Genomic DNA, 22,109 nt, shown 5'->3' with positions numbered 1-22,109 from the left:
GGAGAGCAAGCGCCCACCCCTAACCCCTCCCGCAAGCGGGAGGGGGACGGTTTACGCCAACTGGCAGATGTCGAGCACCGACATGTCGGTATAATCCTGATTCTCACCCGCCATCGCCCAGATGAAGGCATAGGCGCGCGTGCCCGATCCCATGTGGATCGACCAAGGCGGGCTGATCACGGCTTCTTCATTGGCCATAACGATGTGCCGCATCGCTTCGCCTTCGCCCATATAGTGGAAGACGCGGTCGTTCGGGTTGGGCAGATCGAAGTAGAAATAGATTTCGCTGCGGCGCTCATGGATGTGCGGTGGCATCGTGTTCCACACCGAGCCCGGCTTGAGCACGGTCAGCCCCATCACCAGCTGCGCGCTGTCGCACACGCCGGGAATGACGAGCTGATAGATCGTGCGCTCGTTCGATTCCTCGAGGCTACCGCGCTCGAGCGCATTGGCGTCGGCAATCGACAGCTTGCGCGTAGTGAAGCCTTTGTGCGCGGGGCACGACGCGAGGTAGAAGCGCGCGCCTTCGCCTGAAAACACGACGTCCTTGGCGCCCATCGTGACGTAGAGGCAGTCCTTGTTGCCGAGGCCGAACGCTTCGCCGTCGACCGTTACCGTTCCCTCGACCGAACCGACATTCACGACCGCCAGCTCGCGGCGTTCGAGGAGGGGGTGGCCGACCGCCGATGGCGGCTCGGTCTGCGTCGGTAGCGCGACCGGCGCGTCCGCCACCGCAACGCCGCCGATCACAAACCGATCGGCATGGGTGTAGTTGAGCACGCATTCGCCGGCGCGGAACAAGTCCTGGATCAGATAGCGGTCGCGCAGCTCGTCATTCGACACGCATTCCATCATGTCGGGGTGGGTGGCGTAATAAGTGCGTTCGAACATGGTCGGTCTCCGGTCAGGCGGCCTTGGCGGCGGGCAGGGGTTGATCGAGGCGATAGGCACGGCGGACGAGGCCGCTGGTGAGTTCATGCGCGAGTTCGGCGGCTTCCCAGTCGGCGAGCCGATGCTCGGCGACGAGCCGCGCGAGGAAGCTGCAATCGACGCGCCGCGCGACATCGTGCCGCGCCGGGATCGACAGGAAAGCGCGGGTGTCGTCGTTGAAGCCGACGGTGTTGTAGAAGCCCGCCGTCTCGGTCGTGTTCTCGCGGAAGCGGCGCATCCCCTCCGGGCTGTCGTGGAACCACCACGCCGGGCCGAGCTTCAGGCACGGATAATGCCCCGCGAGCGGCGCCAGTTCGCGTGCGTAAACGCTCTCATCGAGCGTGAAGAGGATGATGCTCAGATCACGCTCGTTGCCGAAGCGGTCGAGCAGCGACTTCAGCGCGCGGACATAATCGGTGCGGGTCGGGATGTCGGCGCCCTTGTCGCGGCCGTGGCTCGCGAACAGGCCGGCATTGTGGTTGCGGAAACTGCCGGGGTGGATCTGCATCACCATCCCGTCGTCGACGCTCATCGCCGCCATTTCGGTGAGCATCTGCGCGCGGAACAGCTCGGCGTCGGCGGGAGCCCAAGTGTCGCCGATGATCCGCGCGAACAGCGCCTCGCATTCGGCGATCGAAAGATTCGCCGTCGCGGCGGTCGGATGGCCGTGATCGGTCGCCGTCGCCCCTGCCGTGCGGAAATCGGCGCGGCGCTTGCGGTGCGCGGCGAGATAGCCGTGCCAGCCGAACACATCCTCGCCGGTCAGCTCGGCAAAGCGCATCATCGCGGGCTTGAAGGCTTCGTGCTCGACATCGATCACGCCGTCGGGGCGATAGGTAGTGACGACCCGCCCGCCCCAGCCGCTGCCGTGGATGCGGTGATGCGCGTCAAGGCTGTCGTGCGCACCTTCGGTGGTGGCGAGGAAATCGATCCGGAACCGATCGAACAACGCGCGCGGGCGGAAGCCATCGGTCGCGAGCGCCGCGCCGATCGCGTCGAAATAATGATCGGCGGTGCTCGCTTCGAGCGCGACATCGATGCCGAACACCTCGGCAAAGACATGGTCGAGCCACAGCCGCGACGGCGTGCCGCGAAACAGGTAATAATTGGCGGCGAACAGCTTCCACGCCGCGCGCGGATCGGTCGCGGGCGTACCGTCGCGGCGCGGGATCGCCAGCGCGTCGAGGTCGATGCCCTGACTGTAGAGCATGCGGTAGATATAATGGTCGGGCGCGAGCAGCAGGCTGGTCGCGTCGGTCCACGGCGCATTGTCGGCGAACCAGATCGGGTCGGTGTGGCCGTGCGGGCTGACGATCGGCAGATCGGCGATTTCGGCATAGAGCGCCCGAGCGATGTCGCGCGTCGCCGGATCGGCCGGGAACAGGCGGTCGGGGTGCAATGTCAGCGGCCGGGCCATCTCGTTCCTCTCCCTTGCATCTGCGGTGCAAGCTGCACGTTGGTAACCGGTGTCAGCAAATTCCGCAACCGTCTAAACGGGCGGCGGCGCGACCGAAGCGCGGCGGATGAGCGTGGACAGGAACCGCGACGGTTCCTCCACCTGCTCACCGCCATCGACTCCGGCGAGCAGCTTGAGCGCTGCCGAGCGCGCCATCGACACGATCGGCCAGCGCACCGTCGTCAGCGGCGGCCAGACATGCGCGGCGACCGGCGTATCGTCGAAGCCGATGATCGACAGGTCGCGCGGGATGTGCAGCCCGCGCTCCATCGCTGCATGCATCACCCCGGCCGCCATCTCGTCGTTCGACGAGAAAATCGCGGTCGGGCGCGGCACCACGTCGAGGAGGCGATCGGCGGCGACGCGGCCCGAATCGAAAGTGTAATTGCCATCGGCGACCATCGACCGTGGCAGGCTGATCCCCGCCGCGTTCAGCGCTTCCTCAAACCCTTCGCGCCGTTCGCGCGCCGAGCGGAAGCCGTGCGGCCCGGCGACCAGTCCGATCCGGCGATGCCCCTGTTCGATCAGATACTCGACCGCCGTGCGCACTGCCTCGCGGTCGTTCGACGCGACCATGTGCGCAGCATCATCGAGCATCGCTGACCCCATCCGCACATAACGACAGCCGATTTCGTCGCACAGCCGCGCGATCGAATCATTCTCGCTGATCGGCGGCATCAGCAGCACGCCGAACAGCCGCTGGCGTTCGAGGAAATGGCGCAGATCGTCGAGCATCGTCGCCGAGCCGCGATTGAGCGGGCGCACGACCATTTCGAACTCGCTGCCCTGCAACGCTTCGAGCATGCCCGCCTGGACGTTCATCACCGTCTGCGCATTGGGATTGTCGTGGACGAGCCCGATCAGGAAATTGCGCCGCAGCGCCAGCGCGCGCGCCTGCGGATTGGGGATGTAACCGAGCTCGCCAATGACATCCTCGACCTTGCGCCGCGTGTCTTCGTTGAGAAGCGGCGAATGGTTGATGACGCGGCTGACGGTCTTCTTGGACACGCCGGCGATGCGGGCGACGTCGTTGATCGTGGGCTGGCCGCTGCTCTTCATTCGCGGCGTCATATCGCGCGGCGGCGGCTTCGACCAGCCGTGCCGACTTGCGCCGTGGCCGGTGCTCGGGCAGAAGCGCGACGCTGTTGATACCGGTTACCAATCGTCACGGGAGCGCAACTTTTGGCCAAAGCCTGGCAAGTCGACCCCGCCGACACCGTCGCGACGCTGCTCGGCGACGCTGCGGCGGGCGAGGTAGTGACGATCGGCGACAGGCAGGTGACCGCGCAATCGCCGATCCCGCGCGGGCACAAGATCGCGCTGGCGCCGATCGCGGCGGGCGATGCGGTAGTCAAATATGGCTTTGCGATCGGCAAGGCGCTCGGCGCGATTGCCGCGGGCGAGCATGTCCATGCCCACAATCTCGCGACGGCACTCACGGGGCACAGCGACTACACCCCTGCCCTTCGCGCCGCAGCGGTCGCGGCGGATGCGGGCAGCGCGCGCTTCATGGGCTATCCCCGGCCCGACGGACGAGTCGGCACGCGCAACGAAATCTGGATCCTGCCGACGGTCGGCTGCGTCGCCCGGACGGCCCAGCGGATCGCGGCAAAGGCCGATGCACGTCATCGCGGCGCTATCGACGGCGTCCACGCGCTCGTCCACCCGTTCGGCTGTTCGCAGCTTGGCGACGATCTTGCGGGCACGCGGCGCATTCTCGCCGCGCTCGCCAATCACCCCAATGCCGGTGGCGTGCTGATCATCGGGCTGGGCTGCGAATCGAACCAGCTCGCCGACTTGCTGGCCAAAATCCCCGAAGCACGGCGCGGGGCGATCCGCACGCTCATCGCCCAGCAATCGGCCGACGAAGTCGCCGAGGGCGAAGCGCTCGTCGATCAACTGGTCGCCCAAGCCGCACAGCCGCGCGTCGCGGTCGGGCTCGAGAAGCTCGTGCTCGGGGTGAAGTGCGGGGGCTCGGACGGGTTCTCCGGCCTGACCGCCAACCCACTGGTCGGGCGGATCAGCGACCGGGTCGCGGGCGCTGGCGGTCGCGTGATCCTAACCGAAATTCCAGAAATCTTCGGCGCCGAACAATTGCTGATGGCGCGCGCGACCACCCCGGCGGTGTTCGAGGCTGTCGGTGCGATGGTCAACGACTTCAAACGCTATTTCACCAACCACGGCGAGCCGGTGTCCGAAAATCCGTCCCCAGGCAACATCGCGGGCGGCATCACAACGCTCGAGGAAAAATCGCTCGGTGCGGTGCAGAAGGGCGGCAATGCGCCGGTGGTCGATGCGATCGGCTATGGCGCACAGGCGAGCCTGCCGGGGCTGACCTTGCTCGAAGCACCGGGCAATGATGCCGTCTCGACGACCGCGCTGGCGGCCGCGGGTGCCACGCTGATCCTGTTCACGACCGGCCGCGGCACCCCGCTCGGCGCGCCGGTGCCGACGCTCAAGATCGCATCGAACAGCGCGCTGGCAGCGGCCAAGCCCGGCTGGATCGATTTCGACGCCGGCGCGACGCTGACGCAGGGCATGGCCGCCAGCGCCGATGCGCTGCTCGCCCGGATCGTCGCGATCGCATCGGGCGCGCCGACCGCCGCCGAGCGCAACGACGAGCGCGAAATGGCGATCTGGAAGCGCGGGGTGACGCTTTGAACCGCTTGACCTACGCTGCCCTCGGCGGCCTGCCCGCTGCCATTGCCCGGCCGCAGCGGACGGCGCCGCCGCGCGTCGGCATCGTCCATTTCGGCCCCGGCGCTTTCCACCGCGCGCATCAGGCGAGCTTCATCGACCGGCTGCTCGACCATGATCCGCGCTGGGGCATTGCCGCGGTCGCGCTGCGCAGTGCCGAGACGGTGGCGGCGCTGGCGGCGCAACAGGGGCTCTATACGATCGCCGAGCGCGATGCCGAGCCGCGCTACCGCATCGTCGGCGCGCATGGCGCGTGGCTGGGGCCGGACGATAGCGCGGCCGTTGCGGCGATGCTGGCCGATCCCGCGATCGGGCTGGTGACGACCACCGTGACCGAAAAGGGCTATTGCCTGGCGAGCGACGGCACGCTCGACCTCTCGCACGCCGATATCGCGCATGATCTGGCGGGCGGCACGCCCCGCAGCGTGATCGGCTGGATCGTCGGTGGTCTCGCCGCGCGCCGGGCCGCCGGGACCCTGCCATTCGTGCCGATGCCGTGCGACAATCTCGCGAGCAACGGCGCCAAGCTCCATGCGGCACTGGTGGCGTTCGCCGCCGCACGTGACGCCGAGCTGGCGAAATGGATCGCGGGCGAGGTCCGCGTCCCCTCGACGATGGTCGATTCGATCACGCCCGCCAGCGACGCCGCGCTCCATGCCGATGTCGATGCCGCGCTTGGCGTGACCGACGCGATTCCGGTGCAGCGCGAAAGCTTCGTCGCCTGGGTGATCGAGGATGTCGGGCTGCGCACCGGCCCCGACCTCGCCAGCGTCGGCGCGATCGTCACTGCCGATCCGGCGGGGCATGAGCGCGCCAAGCTGCGCATCCTGAACGGCGCACATTCGACGCTCGCCTACGCCGGGTTGCTGCGCGGCCATGCCAGCGTTGCCGAGGCGATGGGCGACGCGGCGCTCAGCAGCTTCGTCGACGCGATGATCCGCACCGACATTGCCCCCGTCCTGCCGCCGGTCGCCGGGCTCGATCTCGACGCCTATCGCGCGACCGTGCTCACCCGCTTCCGCAACCCCGCGATCGTCCACCGGCTCGACCAGATCGCGCAGGACGGATCGCAGAAGCTACCTTATCGTCTGGTCGATACGATCGTCGCCAATCGCCGCGCGGGCAAGCTGCCGGCCCATGCCGCGGCCGCGCTGGGGTGCTGGGTCGCGTTCGTGATTTCGCGCGCGCGCGCGGGCACCACGATCATCGATCCGGCCGCGCCGATGCTCGCAACCGCCGCAAGCGACGCCGATCCCGCGCGCGTCATCGCCCGGCTGACCGAGCAGGCGCTGGTGTTCCCGCCGGACTGGCAGAGCGACGCCGCGCTGACGGCGAGGATCGTGATGGCAGCAGAAGCGGCGCTGGCAGGCGACTGGCCGCGCGTCTTTGCACCGCACTGACGCGGACGAAGCCATTGACACCGGTTTCCTCCCGTCGCACTGTGGCAAAAAACAAGCATGGTTGAAATGCATGACCAAGGGGCAGGGTGAGCCGATGCGGCGCGACCACGACGACAATATTGCGCAAATCGCCAGCCGCTTCGTCGATGCGCGGCGGACGGCGACGGCGCTGCCCGATTATCCCGGCATCATTCCCGATGATCTCGCGGACGCCTATGCCGTGCAGGACGCCGCGATTGCGCTGAGCAAGGGCGAGATCGTCGGCTGGAAGGTTGGGCGGATCAATCCGCCGCTCGGCGATGTCGACCGGCTCGCCGGGCCGATCTTTGCGAGCGTCCCCGCTGCGTCCGGCGATACGCCCGTCGCGATGCCGGTATTCGCGGGCGGCTTTGCGGCGGCCGAGGCGGAATTCCTGCTGCGGATCGGCACCGCGCCCGATCCCGCCAAGCGCCATTATACGCTCGCCGAGGCGACCGCGATGATCGACGCAGTCCACGTCGGTATCGAGATTGCGAGCTCGCCGTTCCCTGGCATCAACGATCTCGGCGCCGGGGTGACGATTTCGGATTTCGGCAACAACAACGGGCTGGTGGTCGGCGCGGCGATCGTCGGCTGGCAACGGCAGAATCTGCTCGACTGGCCGGTCGAGCTGATCATCAACGGCGCGCTGATTGGTGCCGGGATGGCATCGACGATGCTCGACGGTCCGTTCGGCGCGGCGCGCTTCCTGTTTGAACTGATGGCCGAGCGCGGCATCGCTTTGAAGGTCGGCCAGTGGATTTCGACGGGCGCCGTCACCGGCGTTCACCGTGTCGCGATCGGTGACAAAGTCGAAGCACGCTTCAACGCGCAACTATCGGTACAGTGCACGATCAAGGCAGAAGGATAACCCGCACAGCGGGAGCTTGGGGAGAGAGCGAATGGCAACGGCAGAACTGCCGGGCGTGGCAGCAGCGGCGACACGGGTCGGGCGCTATCGCTGGGTGATCTGCGCGCTGCTGTTCGCGGCGACGGCGATCAATTACGTCGACCGCCAGATGATCGGCGTGCTCAAGCCCACGCTGACCAAGGAATTCGCCTGGACCGAAAGCGATTTCGCGACGATCATCTTCTGGTTCCAGGTCGCCTATGCGATCGGTTACGTCAGCTTCGGCAAGGTCGTCGATGTCGTCGGCGCGCGGCTGGGCTATGCGATCGCGATCGTCATCTGGACCGCGAGCCACATGGCGCATGGCCTCGCCACCAGCGTGACCACCTTCGCTATGGCGCGCTTCGGGCTCGGCATCGGCGAGTCGGGCAATTTCCCGGCGGGCATCCGCGCCGTCACCGACTGGTTTCCGCAGCGCGAGCGGGCGTTCGCGATCGGGCTGTTCAACGCCGGCGCCAATATCGGCGCGATCATCACGCCTTTGCTGGTTCCTGCGCTCGTCCTCGCGTTCGACTGGCGCGTGGCCTTTTACGTCACCGGCATCCTCGGCATCCTGTGGCTCGTCGCCTGGTGGCTGATCTATCGCCACCCCCGCGAGCATGGCCGCGTCAGCCCTTCGGAGCTGGCGTGGATCGAGCAGGACCCCGCCGACCCGGTCGAACCGATTGCCTGGGGCAAGCTGGTCACGGTGCGCGAGACCTGGGCCTATGCGCTCGGCAAATTCTGCATCGACCCGATCTGGTGGTTCTTCCTGTTCTGGCTGCCGGGCTATCTCTACGAGCGCTATCACCTCGATCTGAAAACCTTCGGGCTGCCGCTCGCCGCCATCTATCTGATCTCGGATTTCGGCAGCATCGCGGGCGGGTGGATGTCGTCGCGGCTGATCAAGGCGGGCTATTCGCCCAACCTCGCGCGCAAGCTGACGATGCTGCTCTGCGCCTTTTGCGTGACGCCGATCTATTTCGCGCAGTCGATCGACGGGCTGTGGAGCGCGGTGCTGGTGATCGGCCTGGCGACGGCAGCGCATCAGGCGTTTTCGGCCAATCTCTACACGCTGCCGTCGGACATTTTCCCGCGCGGCGCGGTTGGGTCCGTCGTCGGCATCGGCGGGATGATCGGCGCGATCGGCGGCATGGGGATGGCGCAATTCACCGGCTATATCCTCGACACGACCGGCAAGAATTATTCGATCCTGTTCGCGATCTGCGCGAGCGCCTATTTCGTGGCGCTGCTCGTCATCCATCTGCTCTCGCCGCGACTGGCCCGCGTCGAGGTCGCATGATCCGCGCGGGCTTTGTCGCGCTGGGGCTGGCGCTGCTCCCGGCAGCGGCGCTGGCCGAGCCGACGGGGCTGCTGTTCCAGGTGTCGGCGGACAAGTCGCTCGACGCCGATGTCGCGCAGGGCGATCCGGTGCCCAATTTCCGCAGCGGCGTCGAGGTGGTGCCCGACGGCGCGATCGGCGGCGCGGCGCGCTGGGCGGATGAGGGCTATGTCGCGTGGAAGGCGCCGGGCAATATCCGCGCGACGCGGGGCACGCTGTCCTTCTTCTGGCGGCCGCGCGACCCATTGGGCGAAGCGCCGTTCGCGATCTTCCGCGTCGGCTTCGCCGATCATTCGAGCTGGGATATGGCGTTCCTGCGGATCGACTGGAACGGCCACGGCTTCGACGCCTTCGTCACCGACGCCAACCTGTCGCGGGTGCGGGTATCGTGGCGGATCGATGCGGTGCCTGCCGCCGATGCATGGAAGCACATCACCTTCGCGTGGGACGAAGCGGAGGGCGTGCGGCTCTACGTCGATGGCCGCGAAGTCGCGCGCAAGCTGCAAAAGGCCGATCTCGACAGCGGCCTCGACCAGTTCGGGCTCGCCGGGCGGGTGATGTCGCCGCATCAGGTGCAGAGTCGCTATAATTTCATGCGCGGCAGCGATCTCGACGAGATTCGCGTCTATGACCATGCACTCGCCGCAAGCGATATCGCAAGGCTCGCCGCCAGGCAGGAGCCCGGCCCCGCCCCTGCCGCCGATGCCGCCGCGCGCTGGGGGGCATGGCTGCACCGCTACGGGTGGGACCGCGCCTCGCCGCCGCTGCTCGATGCCCCCGTAACAGTGATCCGCAAGGTCGAATTCGCCGACGCGCGCGACCTGAAGCAATGGATGTGGAAAGGCGTCGACGGCATCGCCGAGACGACCTGGCCCGGCGTCTATAATCGCTCGCGCTTGGCCGGTCGGAGCGATTATTTCGAGTTGCCCGACTGGAACACCTATGTCGAGGGCGGCAAGCGGTACGACCTGACGATACCAACAAGCGAGCGCGTCAACCGCGTCGAGATGCGCGGGGCGGCTTACGGCACGCTGCTGGGCAACGGACAGGCCCTAGCCACCCGACCGCCGGGCGTGGTCCGATCGGTCGACAGCATCGCGCCACAAGCCGGCGGCACGCTCAGCTTCGTGAATACGATGCAGGAGCAGCCGATCCAGGAAATCTGGGCCTATGACGTCCATCCCGGCGCCGAGCCCGAGGGCAGTTTCAAGCTCTCCTTCACGGTCGACAGCAGCGCCTCGACCAAGGTTGCTGCGCTCGACCGATTGAACGCCTTCATCGCCGGCCGTTACGCGCCCGACGAGCGCGCGACCGTCGTCGCGCTGCCGAGTTCGGGCATTCGCGCAGCCGTCGGCGCGGGGGCCAATACCGGCGGCAAGGCCGAGGCACGCGCCAAGGGGCTGCCGCTGGTCCATATCCTGATCCCGGCAAGCCTGGGCGACGCCTATCCCGACCGCCCGATCGCGCGCGCCTTCGATTATGGCTGGCAGAACCTCCACGACGGCCTCGACGGCATTGCGATCGATCTGCCCGCGCTCAAGGCGACGCCGGGCAAGGACGGCCTCATCCCGCTCAACATCCGCGTCAAGGACCCGCTCTGGCCCGCGCGCGACATGATCGATGTGTCGGTCAGCGTTCGTCCGGGCGAAGCGCACACGCTCTGGCTCGATTTGCGCGACCGCATTCTTCCCGACGACAGCCTGTACCTGACCATCGCCTCGGGCGCGGCCGATGTCGATGCCGAGGCGCTCAACGGCACCCGCCTCCGCCTGATCTTCAAGCCCCGCGCCGAGGCGCTCAAGGAGCACATCGCCGACCGCTTCAATCAGGTGAAGGACAATTGGGGCTTCCTTGTCGAGGAGCACACCGCCTCGAAGCGACAGGCGCTCTATGCGCGCCTGTTCGCGGACATTTCCGATCTGCTCCGCATCGATCCCGACAACGTTCGCGCCCGCGCCTATTGGGCCGACATCAACTATCGCCCCGAAAACATGCCCAAGGCCCCGGTGCCGAGCGCGCCGCCGGGGGTGCCGCGCTGGGCCTTCCTGCAACTCGAAGATCTGAAGATCACCCGCCGCTTCGTCGAATGGTGGATCGACAATCGCCAGGTCTCGTACGGCGATTTCGGTGGCGGGATTTCGGACGATACCGACCTCACGCAGCAATGGCCCGGCCTCGCGCTGATGGGGGTCGCACCCGACAAGATCAACGCCTCGCTGCGCGCGCTGTCGGATGCGGCATACAAGAACGGCATGGTAGTGAACGGCCTCGGCGCGATCACCACCGACGAACTCCATGCCTATGAGGAAGGGCTCAATTCGGACGCCGAGCGGCTCTACCTCAACTGGGGCGAGCCGCGCGCGGTCGAGCGGCTGATGGCGACCACGCGGGCGCTCTCGAATGTGATCCTGAAGAACCCCGCAGGGCATCTGCACTTCGCCAGCAACTGGTACGGCGCGCGCAAAATGTACCGCGAGGGCGCGTGGGAATGGCAGAAACCCTATAGCTTCACGGTGATGCACGCGCCGGTGCTGATCGGGTTCTACAATGGCAATCGCACCGCCCGCGATCTGGTGACGGGCGTGGTCGATGGCTGGATGGCGCATGGCAAGGCGGGCGCCGACGGCGTGTGGAGCTACCCCAACGAGATCAATTGGCGCAGCGATGCTGAGCGCGCGGGCGACGGCGGCGGCGTGAACACCCCGCTGCAATCGGCCTGGGCGGCGTGGCGCTTCACCGGCGACGCGCGCTACCTTCGCCCGATCGCCAGCCGGATCGCGCGGAGTGCCGCCGCGCTCGGCGAGTTCAACGAAAATGGCTTTGCGGCGCTCCCCGATGGCGCGGCCCTGCTCGCCAAGACCGCGCGCAAGGGCGATGACCCGGCGAGCCGTTTCGCGCGCTGGCAGGCAAGCGGCGATCTTGAGGCGATTGCCGATCTCCATGCCGATGCCTTGGCCGAAAAGGCCGCGCGGCTCGACATGCTGACCGAAGGCCATTGGTGGTCCGACCGCGTCGAGATGGACACGCAATGGCTTCAGCGCGAGCGGCTGGGCGGCATCGCGCTGCGGCGCAATCAGACCTGGCCGGGCAATACCGTCAGCTGGCGCTTCGCGGATGACGCGGCGGCGGAGAAGGTCGCGATCCTGCTGCCCAATGCGACGCCGGGGAAGTTCCGGGTGATCGCCTACAACACCACCGGCCAGCCGCAGCGCGCGACGATGACGACGTGGAACGTCACGGCAGGGCGCTGGCGGATGACCGCTGCGGACGGCAAGACCGACCTGACGCTGGACCGCAGCACGCCGACCGTGCTGTTCCTGCCGCCGGGGTCATCGACGTTCGACTTCGAACTCGTCACCCCCGGCGAACCGGTCGAGCAGCGCCCCGACCTCGGCATCGGGGCCGACGACCTCAAGCTGACCGGACGCACGCTAACGCTGACCGTGCACAGCCTCGGCGCGCAGCCGACCTCGCCGGGCATGGCGTGGCTGACGCATGACGGCGACGGCATCATCGCGCAGGTGCCGATCCCGCCGCTACCCGCGCCGACCGATCTCCAGCCCAGAACGAAAGTGGTGAAGCTGACCGTGCCGAAGGGATTCGACCCGGCGGCTATCGAGGTCCGGATCGGGCAAGTCGATCAGCGTGCGGAAGTCACGTGGCTCAACAACGCCGTCCCGCTGTCGGCCGCGAGACCATGAGCGTGACGCGGCGGGCAGTCATCATCGGCGGCGCAGTGCTGGCGCTCGCCGCGCGCGCGGAGGCCGCCATAACCCTATCGGCGGCACTCGACGCGGCTGCCGCGGAGCGCGATCCCGCGAAAGCGCTGGCCATGCTCGACGGCTTCGACCCGCGCGACTTCCCGCCGGTCGCCGCGCTCGACCTCATCACCGCGCGCGCCGGACTCGAGGCTGACATCGCGCTTGCAGGCAACCCGAGCTTTGACCTTCGGCTTCAGCGCCTGTTTGGCACGCATCGCGGCACAGCGGCAATCGAGCGGCGACTGATCCGCGAACAGCATACCGCCACCCGCGCCGCGCTGCGACTTTTCGACGCGATCGGCATCGGCGGCGCGACTCCCGGCGCCCGCTTCGCCCAGTTCTGGCGTGAGGCCGAAGGGCAATTCGCCGACAGCGATGCCGGTCGCGACGCCGCCGTCGCCGCGATGAACGGCACGCTCGACCGGTTGCGCGCGATGCTGCCCGCGCTGATCGGCCCCGTGCCCGGCTATTGCCGCGACGTCGTCGCCTCACGCGGATCGGCCGAGGAGCAGGCGGCGGGCAAGGTCGGCACCCGCCGCCTGCCGCTGCCGGGACGCCCCGGCGCCTATGTCGTCGATCTCGCGCGCATAGCCGATCGCCCGCGCTGCTCGCTGCCGAGCGTTGTCGCGCACGAACTGCTGCCCGGCCATATGGTCCAGCTCCCGATCGAGGCCGCCGCCCGCCCGCACAAGCTCCGCCTCGCCTACGCACCGGGCTTCGCCGAGGGCTGGAGCATCCACATCGAACGGCTGGTCGCGCAGGCGGGCGCCTGGGCCGATGATCCGCGCGCGATGCTCGGCTATCTCCACTGGCGGCTGTTCCGCATTGCCCGCGCGCGCGCCGATATCGGCATTCATGTCCATCGCTGGTCGATCGACGAAGCACGCGCGCGGATGGCCGAATGGCAAGGCGTCCCAGCCTATTTCGCGCCGTTCGACACCGATCTCGCGCGGATCGCCGCCGAGCCCGCGACCCGCACGGCCGAGATGCTGTTCGCGCTCGCGATCGAGGACGGCGCGCGCGGCAAGCGCGGCGCCGCGCTCGTCCGCTTCCATCAGGCGATGCTGGTCGACGGCCGGATGCGCGGCGACGATATCGGGCGGCGCGCATGACGCTGTCCCGCCGCGAGGCGCTGCTGGCTGCAGGGGGCGCGGCACTGATCACTGCCGCTACGCCGCCGCCGCGCCGTGGCCTCGACAACCAGCGCGTCCCCGATCTCGGCAATGGCCAGTTCCTCAATCCGGTGCTCGCGGGCGACCACCCCGACCCGGCGATCCTGAAGGACGGGCAGGATTATTACGCGACCTTCTCGAGCTTCGACAGCTATCCCGGCTGTATCATCTGGCATTCGCGTGACCTGGTGAGCTGGCAACCGATCGGCCCTGCCCTCACCCGCAACATCGGCAGCGTCTGGGCGGTCAGCCTCGAAAAGCACAAGGGCCGCTATTTCCTCTACATCCCTGTCAAGGCGTCACCCAACTCGATCTTCGTGATCCATGCCGACAAGATCGAAGGGCCATGGAGCGACCCCATCGACCTCAAGCTGCCGCGCCACATCGATCCCTGCCATGTCGTCGGCGAGGATGGGTCGCGCTGGCTGTTCCTGTCGGGCGGCGACCGGGTGCGGCTTACCGACGACGGCCTCGCCACCGTCGGCGCGGTCGAGCATGTCTATGATCCTTGGCGCTATCCCGCCGACTGGGTGGTTGAAGGCTTCTCCCCCGAAGGCCCCAAGCTCGCGCGGCGCGGCGAGTGGTTCTACCTGATCACGGCCGTGGGCGGCACCGCCGGGCCACCCACCGGGCATATGGTGATCGCCGCACGGTCGAAATCGATCCACGGCCCGTGGGAGAATTGCCCCCACAATCCACTCGTCCGCACCCGCGACACCGCCGAGCGCTGGTGGTCGCGCGGCCATGCCTCGCTGGTCGAAGGGCCGGCGGGCGACTGGTGGGCGCTCTATCACGGCTTTGAGAATGGCTATTGGACGCTCGGGCGGCAGATGCTGCTCGATCCGGTGACGTGGACCAGGGACGGCTGGCCGCGCATGACCGGCGGCGACCTGTCGCGCCCGCTCGCCAAGCCCAAGGGCGGGCAAGCCGTGCCGCACGGCATGGCGCTGTCGGATCGCTTCGATACCCTCGCGCTCGGCACACGCTGGAGCTTTTTCAGGCCCAGCCCGACCGAGGCGGCGCGGGTGAGCGCGGCCAACGGCGTGCTGACGCTGGCCGCCAAGGGGACCGCGCCGGTCGACTCGTCGCCGCTGCTGACGATCGCCGCCGACACCGCCTATCGCTTCGAATGTTCGGTCGAGATCGATCCCGGCACGACGGCGGGGCTGGTGCTCTTCTACGACGACAAGCTCTATTGCGGGCTGGGGTTCGATGCGAAGCGCTTCGTCACGCACCAATATGGGCTGGAGCGCGGGCGCCCCGCCAATCCGCATGGGTTGGCGATGCGCATCCGCGTGACCAACGACCGCCATATCGTCACTTACGACACGAGCGGCGACGGCGGGCGGAGCTGGACGCGGTTCGATCGGGGCATGGAAGTGTCGGGCTATCACCACAATGTGCGCGGCGGCTTCCTGATGCTGCGGCCGGGGCTTTACGCAGCGGGCCGAGGCAGCGCGCGGTTTCGGGATTTTACTTACAAGGCGCTTTGACCATGATCCTGCCGCTTCTCGCCGCCGCTCAGGTAGCCGCCGCACCGCTGCCCCCGCCAGTCAAGCCCATCGCGCCGTCGAAGATCATTCTCGTCGGCGATTCGACGGTCGCGGTGAAAGGCGGCTGGGGATCGAGTTTCTGCGGCGAGCATGTCACTTCGTTCGCGGCGTGCCTCAACCTCGCGCGCGGGGGGCGCAGCTCGGGCAGCTACCGCGCCGAAGGATCCTGGGCCGTCGCGCTCGGCGAGATGAAGGTGGCGGGCTACAAAAACATCTGGGTACTGATCCAGTTCGGCCACAACGACCAACCGGGCAAGCCCGGGCGCTCGACTGACCTTGTGACCGAATTCCCCGCCAACCTGCGACGTTATGTTGCCGAGGCACGCGCGGTTGGCGCGATCCCGATCCTTGTGACGCCGCTTACGCGGCGCAGCTTCAAGGGCGGCACGCTCGACAATGATCTGGCGCCGTGGGCCGATGCGGTCCGCCGGGTGGCCAAGGAAGCCGGCGCGCTACTCGTCGATTTGAACGCGGAGAGCAGCGCAGCAGTGCAGGCCATGGGCGAAGCCGAAGCCGATCGGCTTGCCGAGATCCCGAAGGACGCCGCGCCCCCGGCGGCCGGATCGACCGAAGTCGACGAAAGCCCGCTGTCAGCGTTCAAGCCCGTGTTCGATCGCACCCATTTGGGGCGCACCGGCGCGGATTATTTCGCGACGATGGTCACGCGGCAGCTTGCGCAGGCCGTGCCGGAAATGCGCCCGCTGTTATTGCGTTGAGGGCGGCAGCGGCACGAGCCCGTTTAGATACGCTTCGACATGAGTATAGCCGTCCTTGCCCACCCCGGCGCTATCGTCCTTCGTCGGGTTCAGGCCGTGCGACTTTTCCCACGCATCGGGCATGCCGTCGCCGTCGCTGTCCTTGGGCGCGGCGAGCGATTTGAGTTCGGGCCAGCCGCCCATCTCGGTCTGGCTGTCGATCTGGTGGCCCGTCTTGTCCCGCACGCCGGCCACCACCGCGAGGTCGACGGCGTCGCGCACTTTCGACGCCCCTGCGCCTGCCAGCACGCGCGCATAGGCGCTCGGCGCGGGATCGGCAGCGACCGGGGCGACATCGACCGGCGCGGCCAGCCGATAGCCATCGGGGCTGATGCCCGCGACCAGACTCCACGGATCGGCAGGGATCACGCCATTCATGCTGTTGCCCGCGAAATAGGCCTTGGCGAGCGTGTCCGATTCCTCGAACGCCACCAGCTTCTTCGATTGCGGCCCGGCGACATAGGCATTGTCGATGAAATTATAGCGCGACAGCGTCGCCTTGTCGGCATTGTAGCCCGAATGGCCGCCGCCCCAATTGTAGAAGACATTCGACCGGAAATCGAAGAAGGCGCCCACCGGATCGACCTCCGGCCCCGAATAATTGCCCGGCCGTGGCATCCGCGCCGAATGATTTGCCCAGAGATTATGGTGCCAGCTCGCCTTCGATCCACGCCCGCCACGGATCAGGCTGCCATAGCCATGCTCGCCCTTGGCATGCAGCGATTTGGTGAGCGAGTTGGCGATGATCGACCATTGCACGGTCAGGTCGAACCAGCCCTCGTTCGGCTGTGTATAATTGGCCGACGCCGACAGCGTCTCGTCGACCGACCAGCTCGCCGAGACGTGATCGAGGATGATCCGCCGCCCCCGGAAAATCCAGATCGCGTCGCTCTCGGTCTTCGATTCATCGCCCAGCCGCGAGCGGATATAGCGGATGACGACATCGTCGGCGGCGACCTCGAGCGGGTAGTCGCGCAGCGTGATGCCATCGCCGGGCGCGCTCTGTCCCGCGATCGTCGCGCGCCCCTCGCGGATGCGCAGCGGCTTGGCGAGCTTGATCGTCCCCGACAGCGCGAACACGATGATGCGCGGGCCCTTGGCTTCGACGGCCGCGCGCAGGCTGCCGGGACCGCTGTCGGCAAGCGTGGTGACGGTCAGCACCTTGCCGCCGCGCCCGCCGAGCGCGAACCGCCCGGCTCCCTCGGCGCCCGGAAAGGCAAGCTGTTCGGCAGCGGCGGGAGCGGCGGCGAGCAGCAGTGCGGCGGTCAGGGCAGAGCGGATCACGGGCAATTCCTCAGGCGAGATTGGCGACGCGGCGGCCATTGACCAGAACATGGTCGAGCTGAACGCGCGCGGTATGGCGGATGATGCTCGGCGAGGTGACGCCGTCGAAGCGGCAGTCGCGCAAGGTGATGTCGCCGACCGGCGCGTTGGGCAGGCCCTGGCTGTCGAGCACGCAGCGGGCCTGCGCGACCGCCATCCGTTCGACGAGGATATCGCGCAGCACCGGCGTGAAGCGGCCTTGTGCGCCTTCCTCATAATTGAAATCGCACGCGATCACCGATCGGCCGACGGTGCCGACGCGGATGTCGCGGTAACGGAAATGTTCGAGCAGCCCGCCGCGCAACGCGTTGTTCTTGAAGCGGATCGCGTGCCACAGATCGGGGCTGTCCATATCGCACTGCTCGACGAACACCCGCCGCGCGCCGCCCGAAATCTGCGAGCCGACGGTGACGCCGCCATGCCCTTCCTTCATCCGGCAGCGGCGGATGACGATGTCCTCGGCGGCCACGCCGATCCGGCGCCCGTCCTCGTTGCGGCCCGAATTGATCGCGATGCAATCGTCGCCGGTATCGAAGCGGCACTCCTCGATCAGCATCATCGCCACCGATTCGGGATCGCAGCCGTCGTTGTTCGGCCCGTGCCCCATCACATCGACGCCGCGCACGATGACGTTGCGGCACAGCACCGGATGCAGCTGCCAGAAGGGTGCGCCGCGCAGTTTCACGCCTTCGATCAGGACATTGTCGCACAGATAGGGCTGGACGAATGATGGCCGCAGGAAGCTGCCGTCGCCGAACACGCGTTTTTCGACCGGCACGCGCCGCTCGGCCATCTCGAACAGCCGCGCGCGGGCCGGGCGTTGATCGGCCATGCCCTCGCGCCAGCCGTGATCGACGGTGCCGCCCCACGGTCCTTTCCACGACCACCAATGCTGCGCGCTCGCCTGGCCGTCGAGCGTGCCTTCGCCAGTGATGCCGATGTCGCGCGCCTTGTAGGCATAGACGAGCGGCGAATAATTGATCAGCTCGATCCCCTCCCACCGCGTCGGGACGAGCGGATAGTCGGCGGGGTTGGTGCTGAACGCGAGCGTCGACCCGCGCGCCAGATGCAGCTCGACGCCCGATTTGAGCTCGACCGCGCCGGTCAGGAAACGCCCCGCCGGCACCAACACGCGGCCCCCGCCTGCGGCTGAGCAGGCGGTGATGGCGCGGGCGATCGCTGGGGTATTCAGCGTGACGCCATCACCCCGTGCGCCGAATGCCGTGATGTCGAATTGCCGCGCGGCGAAGCGGGGAGGCTGCAGCATCCGCCTGATCCACGCCGCCCGGGCCCAGCCGCGCGCGGGCGGCGCAATCGGGGCAGCGGCGGCAGCGACCCCCATCGCTGCCGCCGCGCCCCCCGCCATCACCAGATCGCGCCGGGAAAGGTCGTGCATTTACGGTCCCTTTCCGGCGCGTCGCTGGCTTAGAAGACGACGCGGATCCCGGCCGTTACGATCCGCCCGGTGCTGGCGGCGACCGAGCTGAGCGGGTTGGCCGCGTACATCGTGTTCCACTGCGTCGTGTTGGTCAGGTTGCGCGCCTCGAGCGAAACCCGCGCCCAAGGCGTGAGCGCATAGCTCGACGCGAAGTCGAGATTGAACGTCGACTCTCGATAGCCAAAATCTGCAACGATCGGCGAGTTGCAGGGGCCGCCGGCGTTGGTCGTCAGGCCGACGCTGCAGGTGCCGGTCGAGAGCGGGAAGCGGTTGACATAGCGCGTGCGATAGGCGCCCGAGAAGCGGATCGAAAACTTCTTGTCTTCATAATAGAGCGTCGCGTTGAACGCGTCGGGCGAGGTGTTGAGGAACGGCGCGCTGGCATAGGTGTTGACTGCCGTCGCCGCCGTGCCCGTCTGCGTCGTCGACAGCGCCGTCCCAGTCAAATAGCTCAACCGCGATTCGATATGGGTGTAGTTGGCGGTCACGCCGAAATTGTCCCACGGCGCGGGCAGGAAGCTGAAGTTCGACTGGACGTTGAGTTCGAAGCCCTTGATCACACCGCCCGGCGCATCGTTGAACTGGCGCACGGCATAGACGCCGTTCGCCTGAGTATAGGCGAGCAGGGTCGGGCTGGTGATCGTCCCGAGCACCAATTGATATGTCGCGGGATCATAGACCGATGACAGCGGCACTTCGCCCGCCGTCTGCTGCGGGAAATTGGCGAGATCCTTCAGGAAGAAGGCGATCGAGATCAGGCCGTTCTTGCCGAAATAGCGTTCGAAGCTGATGTCGAAATTGGTCGCCCGGAAAGGCTGGAGATAGGGATTGCCGACGGTGATCGACGGTGCCGAGCCGTTGGTCGGCAATCCGGTCGGGAAGGCCGTGGTCCCCGGAGTCAACGACGCGAGCTGCGGCCGCGCCATGACCTTCGACGCGGCAAAGCGGAACAGGAAGTTGCGCGAGATCGTCCATACCATGTTCACCGACGGCAGCACGTCGGTATATTCGTTGCGTGCGGTGACAACCACGCCGACCCCGCCGTTGCCGGCGCCGCCAACCGATCCCGTCGCGGCCACCTGCGTATTGGCCACACGCACGCCGGCATTGCCGCGGAAAGCATGCCCGAACAGCTCGGTATTCCAGTCGACTTGCACGAATCCCGACAGATCGCGCTCGGTCACCTGATTGCCGTTGCGGCCATCTACTGTCAGGCGATAATCGGAGTAACGGTTTACACAATTGCAGTCGATGCCGAACGCATTGATGAACCGGTTGAGATCGGGCACGAAAAAGCTGGTCGGCGTCCCCGCCTGCAGGGTCAGCCCTTGACCGAAGCCAACCGTGCGTCCCAGATCCGTGAGCGATCCGATACGGGCTTCGGCAAGAGTCGGGTTAATCGCCTCGACCGTGGTATTGTTGCGGCCCGACGTGCTTGAGTAGGTGAACCGCTTCCACGTCAGACCAGCCGAGAACGTCAGCTCGTCATTGGCCTTCCAGGCCAAGCTGCCGCGATTGACGGCGAAGGTATTGCGGACATCGTCCGAAAAGGCACGGATCGTCGACAGGCCTTTGACGAGATTCCAGTTCGCCGGATTGGCGACGTCGAAGCCGGGATTGAAGATCGGCACCTGACCGCCGTTGCGCTCGTCATAGGTGAAGCCGTTCTGGTCAATCGCGTTGAATTCGGTCAGAAAACCGCGACCATTGAACTGCGTTTCGGAATAGCCGCCGGTATATTCGAAATGCAGGTTGGGCGTGAAGTCATGCTTCACATTGATCGTCGCCTGTTTGAACTCGGTGTTGCCGAACTGCGAGTCGGCAAAGCTGCGCCAGTCGAGCCGGTCGAGCACCAGATAGTCCGCCTGCCCCGCTGCATTGACATTGGCGGCGCGGATCACTGTGCTCGGGCGACCGATCAGCTGGTTATAGAAGCCGGTCTGGTTGGCCGTGGGAACGAAGCCCGGCGAAAGCGGGTTATTGTAATAATCGAACGGGTTGAGGTTGTTCGGGTTGAGGCTGTTGAGATAACCGGCGAGCGGCGTCGCCCCCACCCCGGTTCCCGCTGCTTCGCCATTGCAATCGAGCAGCGCCGACGGCACGCAATTTGCGTAAAGTGCCACGCGGTCGGCATTGCCGTTCGCCGTGCCGACCGCGCGCAGCCCCGCCGTCCCGGTCAGCTGGGCCCGCGCATTGGTGCCGTTGCGGTTGAGGCCGATCGTCGTGATGCCGCTGACCGTCGAGTTTTGCCGATAGCTCGAATAGACGCCGTCGAGCGTGATCTCGGTATGGTCGGTCGGCCGCCACTGCGCAGTCACGGTCGCGCCGATGCGTTCGTAGAACAATTCCTGCCGCGTGATCGAGGGCAGCGCGGGGATGATCGTGGTTGGCGTGACCAGCGCATAGGCCGCCGGGTCAGACCCATAGAGAATGCCCGTGCCCTGGTTCGACGGCAGCGCAAAGCCATAGGTGGCCGGCGTAATGCCGTTTAGCTGCGAATTGCGATAAGTATATTCGAACTGTCCCGGATTGCGGCGATAGGCATCGATCTGCTGGTTCTGGCTCTGATAGGCGAACGTGCCGAGGATCCCGAAATTGTCGGTGATGTGCTGCGAAACCAGCGCGGTGATGCGCGGATTGAAGGTCGCGCCATTCTCGCGATATTCGGCTTCGGCGCCCAGCGCATAACGGTTCTTCTTGCTGGCGAGCGGACGCCCGGTGTTGAGATCGATGATCGCGCCGAGCGAGCCTTCGTCGTTCGATGCCGCCGTCGACTTGGTGACGGTGATGCCGCCGAACAATTCCGACGCAAAGGTGTTGAAGTCGAACCCGCGCGAGCGGTTGGCGCCCGAGTCGGACTGGTTGCCACCCGAAATGCTGAGCGCATCGGCGCCGTTCAGCCGCACCTGCTGGAAGTCGCCGCCGAGGCCGCGCACGGTGATGGTGCGACCTTCGCCATTGTCGCGGTCGATCGACACGCCTGGCAGGCGCTGAATCGATTCGGCGAGGTTCGCGTCGGGGAAATTGGCGATGTCTTCGGCGGTGATCGCATCGATGATCTGGTTCGACGCGCGTTTCTGGTCGAGCGCATCGGCGAGCGATTTGCGGAAACCGGTGACAACGACGTCAGTGCCGGCTTTTTCGTCAGCAGCGGGGGCAGCGTCTTGCGCAGCCGGCGACCCGGCCGGCTCGGTCACTGTGATCGCGCTCATTTTGGCGGTCGCGGGCGTTTGCTGCGCAGCGGCGGGCGCAGCGAAAGCCGTGCCGCCGAGCACGAGGCTGAGCGTCGAGCATGACAGAAAAAGCTTGGATGCCTTGGTGACCATCAGAAATCCCTCCCCTTGCCGGCGACTAAGCATCGCTCGTGGCTTCGTT

At 66.9% G+C, this 22,109-nt stretch carries 14 protein-coding genes; 8 read left to right on the top strand and 6 right to left on the bottom strand.

Annotation, left to right across the window (positions count from 1 at the left end):
* Positions 1-51 precede the first annotated feature (51 nt).
* The 3 genes from kduI to AX672_RS11585 form a co-directional block, all read right to left on the bottom strand.
* Positions 52-891 carry a 5-dehydro-4-deoxy-D-glucuronate isomerase gene (gene kduI / locus AX672_RS11595; RefSeq protein WP_066651547.1) on the bottom strand — a complete coding sequence of 280 codons (840 nt, stop codon included), beginning with the start codon at positions 889-891 and terminating at the stop codon, positions 52-54.
* A 13-nt stretch (positions 892-904) separates the two neighbouring features.
* Positions 905-2,347, bottom strand: a complete 1,443-nt coding sequence (gene uxaC, locus AX672_RS11590; protein ID WP_066651546.1) for a glucuronate isomerase — start codon at positions 2,345-2,347, stop codon at positions 905-907.
* Positions 2,348-2,419: 72 nt separating this feature from the next.
* Complete coding sequence (locus tag AX672_RS11585; RefSeq protein ID WP_066651589.1) at positions 2,420-3,445, bottom strand: LacI family DNA-binding transcriptional regulator; 1,026 nt, start codon at positions 3,443-3,445, stop codon at positions 2,420-2,422.
* Between the two features lie 123 nt (positions 3,446-3,568).
* On the opposite strand from AX672_RS11585, the gene AX672_RS11580 reads away from it, so the two are divergent.
* The 8 genes from AX672_RS11580 (at position 3,569) to AX672_RS11545 (ending at position 15,934) form a co-directional block, all read left to right on the top strand.
* Positions 3,569-5,047, top strand: a complete 1,479-nt coding sequence (locus AX672_RS11580; protein ID WP_066651541.1) for a UxaA family hydrolase — start codon at positions 3,569-3,571, stop codon at positions 5,045-5,047.
* Positions 5,044-6,483, top strand: coding sequence for a mannitol dehydrogenase family protein (locus AX672_RS11575; RefSeq protein WP_066651539.1), 1,440 nt, complete (start codon positions 5,044-5,046; stop codon positions 6,481-6,483). The genes AX672_RS11580 and AX672_RS11575 overlap by 4 nt, the downstream gene beginning before the upstream one ends.
* A 70-nt stretch (positions 6,484-6,553) precedes the next feature.
* A complete protein-coding gene (locus AX672_RS11570) occupies positions 6,554-7,372 on the top strand; it encodes a 2-keto-4-pentenoate hydratase (RefSeq protein WP_231731303.1) in 819 nt (272 codons plus the stop codon).
* A 31-nt stretch (positions 7,373-7,403) separates the two neighbouring features.
* Positions 7,404-8,693 (top strand): MFS transporter, encoded by a 1,290-nt coding sequence (locus AX672_RS11565; RefSeq protein ID WP_066651537.1) that lies wholly within the window; start codon positions 7,404-7,406, stop codon positions 8,691-8,693.
* Entirely contained in the window at positions 8,690-12,433 is a 3,744-nt protein-coding gene (locus tag AX672_RS11560) for a LamG-like jellyroll fold domain-containing protein (protein ID WP_066651535.1), read from the top strand. Before AX672_RS11565 ends, AX672_RS11560 begins: the two co-directional genes overlap by 4 nt.
* Positions 12,430-13,605: a DUF885 family protein gene (locus AX672_RS11555; protein WP_066651534.1), complete on the top strand. Its 1,176-nt coding sequence runs from the start codon at positions 12,430-12,432 to the stop codon at positions 13,603-13,605. Before AX672_RS11560 ends, AX672_RS11555 begins: the two co-directional genes overlap by 4 nt.
* Entirely contained in the window at positions 13,602-15,158 is a 1,557-nt protein-coding gene (locus AX672_RS11550) for a family 43 glycosylhydrolase (protein WP_066651532.1), read from the top strand. The genes AX672_RS11555 and AX672_RS11550 overlap by 4 nt, the downstream gene beginning before the upstream one ends.
* Before the next feature lie 2 nt (positions 15,159-15,160).
* Positions 15,161-15,934, top strand: a complete 774-nt coding sequence (locus AX672_RS11545) for a rhamnogalacturonan acetylesterase (protein ID WP_066651530.1) — start codon at positions 15,161-15,163, stop codon at positions 15,932-15,934.
* On the opposite strand, the gene AX672_RS11540 is transcribed toward AX672_RS11545, so the two are convergent.
* From AX672_RS11540 to AX672_RS11530, 3 genes are read right to left on the bottom strand one after another with little or no spacing between them, the layout of a single operon-like run.
* Complete coding sequence (locus AX672_RS11540; RefSeq protein WP_231731301.1) at positions 15,923-17,257, bottom strand: pectate lyase; 1,335 nt, start codon at positions 17,255-17,257, stop codon at positions 15,923-15,925. The genes AX672_RS11545 and AX672_RS11540 overlap by 12 nt on opposite strands.
* A 10-nt stretch (positions 17,258-17,267) precedes the next feature.
* On the bottom strand, positions 17,268-18,692 hold the full coding sequence (locus AX672_RS11535) for a glycoside hydrolase family 28 protein (RefSeq protein WP_066651523.1): 1,425 nt from the start codon (positions 18,690-18,692) through the stop codon (positions 17,268-17,270).
* 29 nt (positions 18,693-18,721) lie between these two features.
* Positions 18,722-22,060 (bottom strand): TonB-dependent receptor domain-containing protein, encoded by a 3,339-nt coding sequence (locus AX672_RS11530; RefSeq protein ID WP_066651521.1) that lies wholly within the window; start codon positions 22,058-22,060, stop codon positions 18,722-18,724.
* Positions 22,061-22,109 lie beyond the last annotated feature (49 nt).

The organism is Sphingomonas sp. CCH10-B3 (assembly GCF_001556185.1).
Classification (GTDB): domain Bacteria; phylum Pseudomonadota; class Alphaproteobacteria; order Sphingomonadales; family Sphingomonadaceae; genus Sphingomonas; species Sphingomonas aquatica.
The sequence above is the reverse complement of the archived record's forward strand: the minus strand, read 5'-3'. Positions and strand labels throughout refer to the sequence as shown.

Excerpts from the sequence above, each read along its gene's own strand:
- kduI (WP_066651547.1), bottom strand. The coding sequence starts at position 891 with ATGTTCGAACGCACTTATTACGCCACCCACCCCGACATGATGGAATGC.
- AX672_RS11550 (WP_066651532.1), top strand. The coding sequence starts at position 13,602 with ATGACGCTGTCCCGCCGCGAGGCGCTGCTGGCTGCAGGGGGCGCGGCA.
- AX672_RS11585 (WP_066651589.1), bottom strand. The coding sequence starts at position 3,445 with ATGAAGAGCAGCGGCCAGCCCACGATCAACGACGTCGCCCGCATCGCC.
- AX672_RS11565 (WP_066651537.1), top strand. The coding sequence starts at position 7,404 with ATGGCAACGGCAGAACTGCCGGGCGTGGCAGCAGCGGCGACACGGGTC.
- AX672_RS11535 (WP_066651523.1), bottom strand. The coding sequence starts at position 18,692 with ATGCACGACCTTTCCCGGCGCGATCTGGTGATGGCGGGGGGCGCGGCG.
- AX672_RS11560 (WP_066651535.1), top strand. The coding sequence starts at position 8,690 with ATGATCCGCGCGGGCTTTGTCGCGCTGGGGCTGGCGCTGCTCCCGGCA.
- AX672_RS11570 (WP_231731303.1), top strand. The coding sequence starts at position 6,554 with ATGACCAAGGGGCAGGGTGAGCCGATGCGGCGCGACCACGACGACAAT.
- AX672_RS11545 (WP_066651530.1), top strand. The coding sequence starts at position 15,161 with ATGATCCTGCCGCTTCTCGCCGCCGCTCAGGTAGCCGCCGCACCGCTG.
- AX672_RS11530 (WP_066651521.1), bottom strand. The coding sequence starts at position 22,060 with ATGGTCACCAAGGCATCCAAGCTTTTTCTGTCATGCTCGACGCTCAGC.
- uxaC (WP_066651546.1), bottom strand. The coding sequence starts at position 2,347 with ATGGCCCGGCCGCTGACATTGCACCCCGACCGCCTGTTCCCGGCCGAT.
- AX672_RS11555 (WP_066651534.1), top strand. The coding sequence starts at position 12,430 with ATGAGCGTGACGCGGCGGGCAGTCATCATCGGCGGCGCAGTGCTGGCG.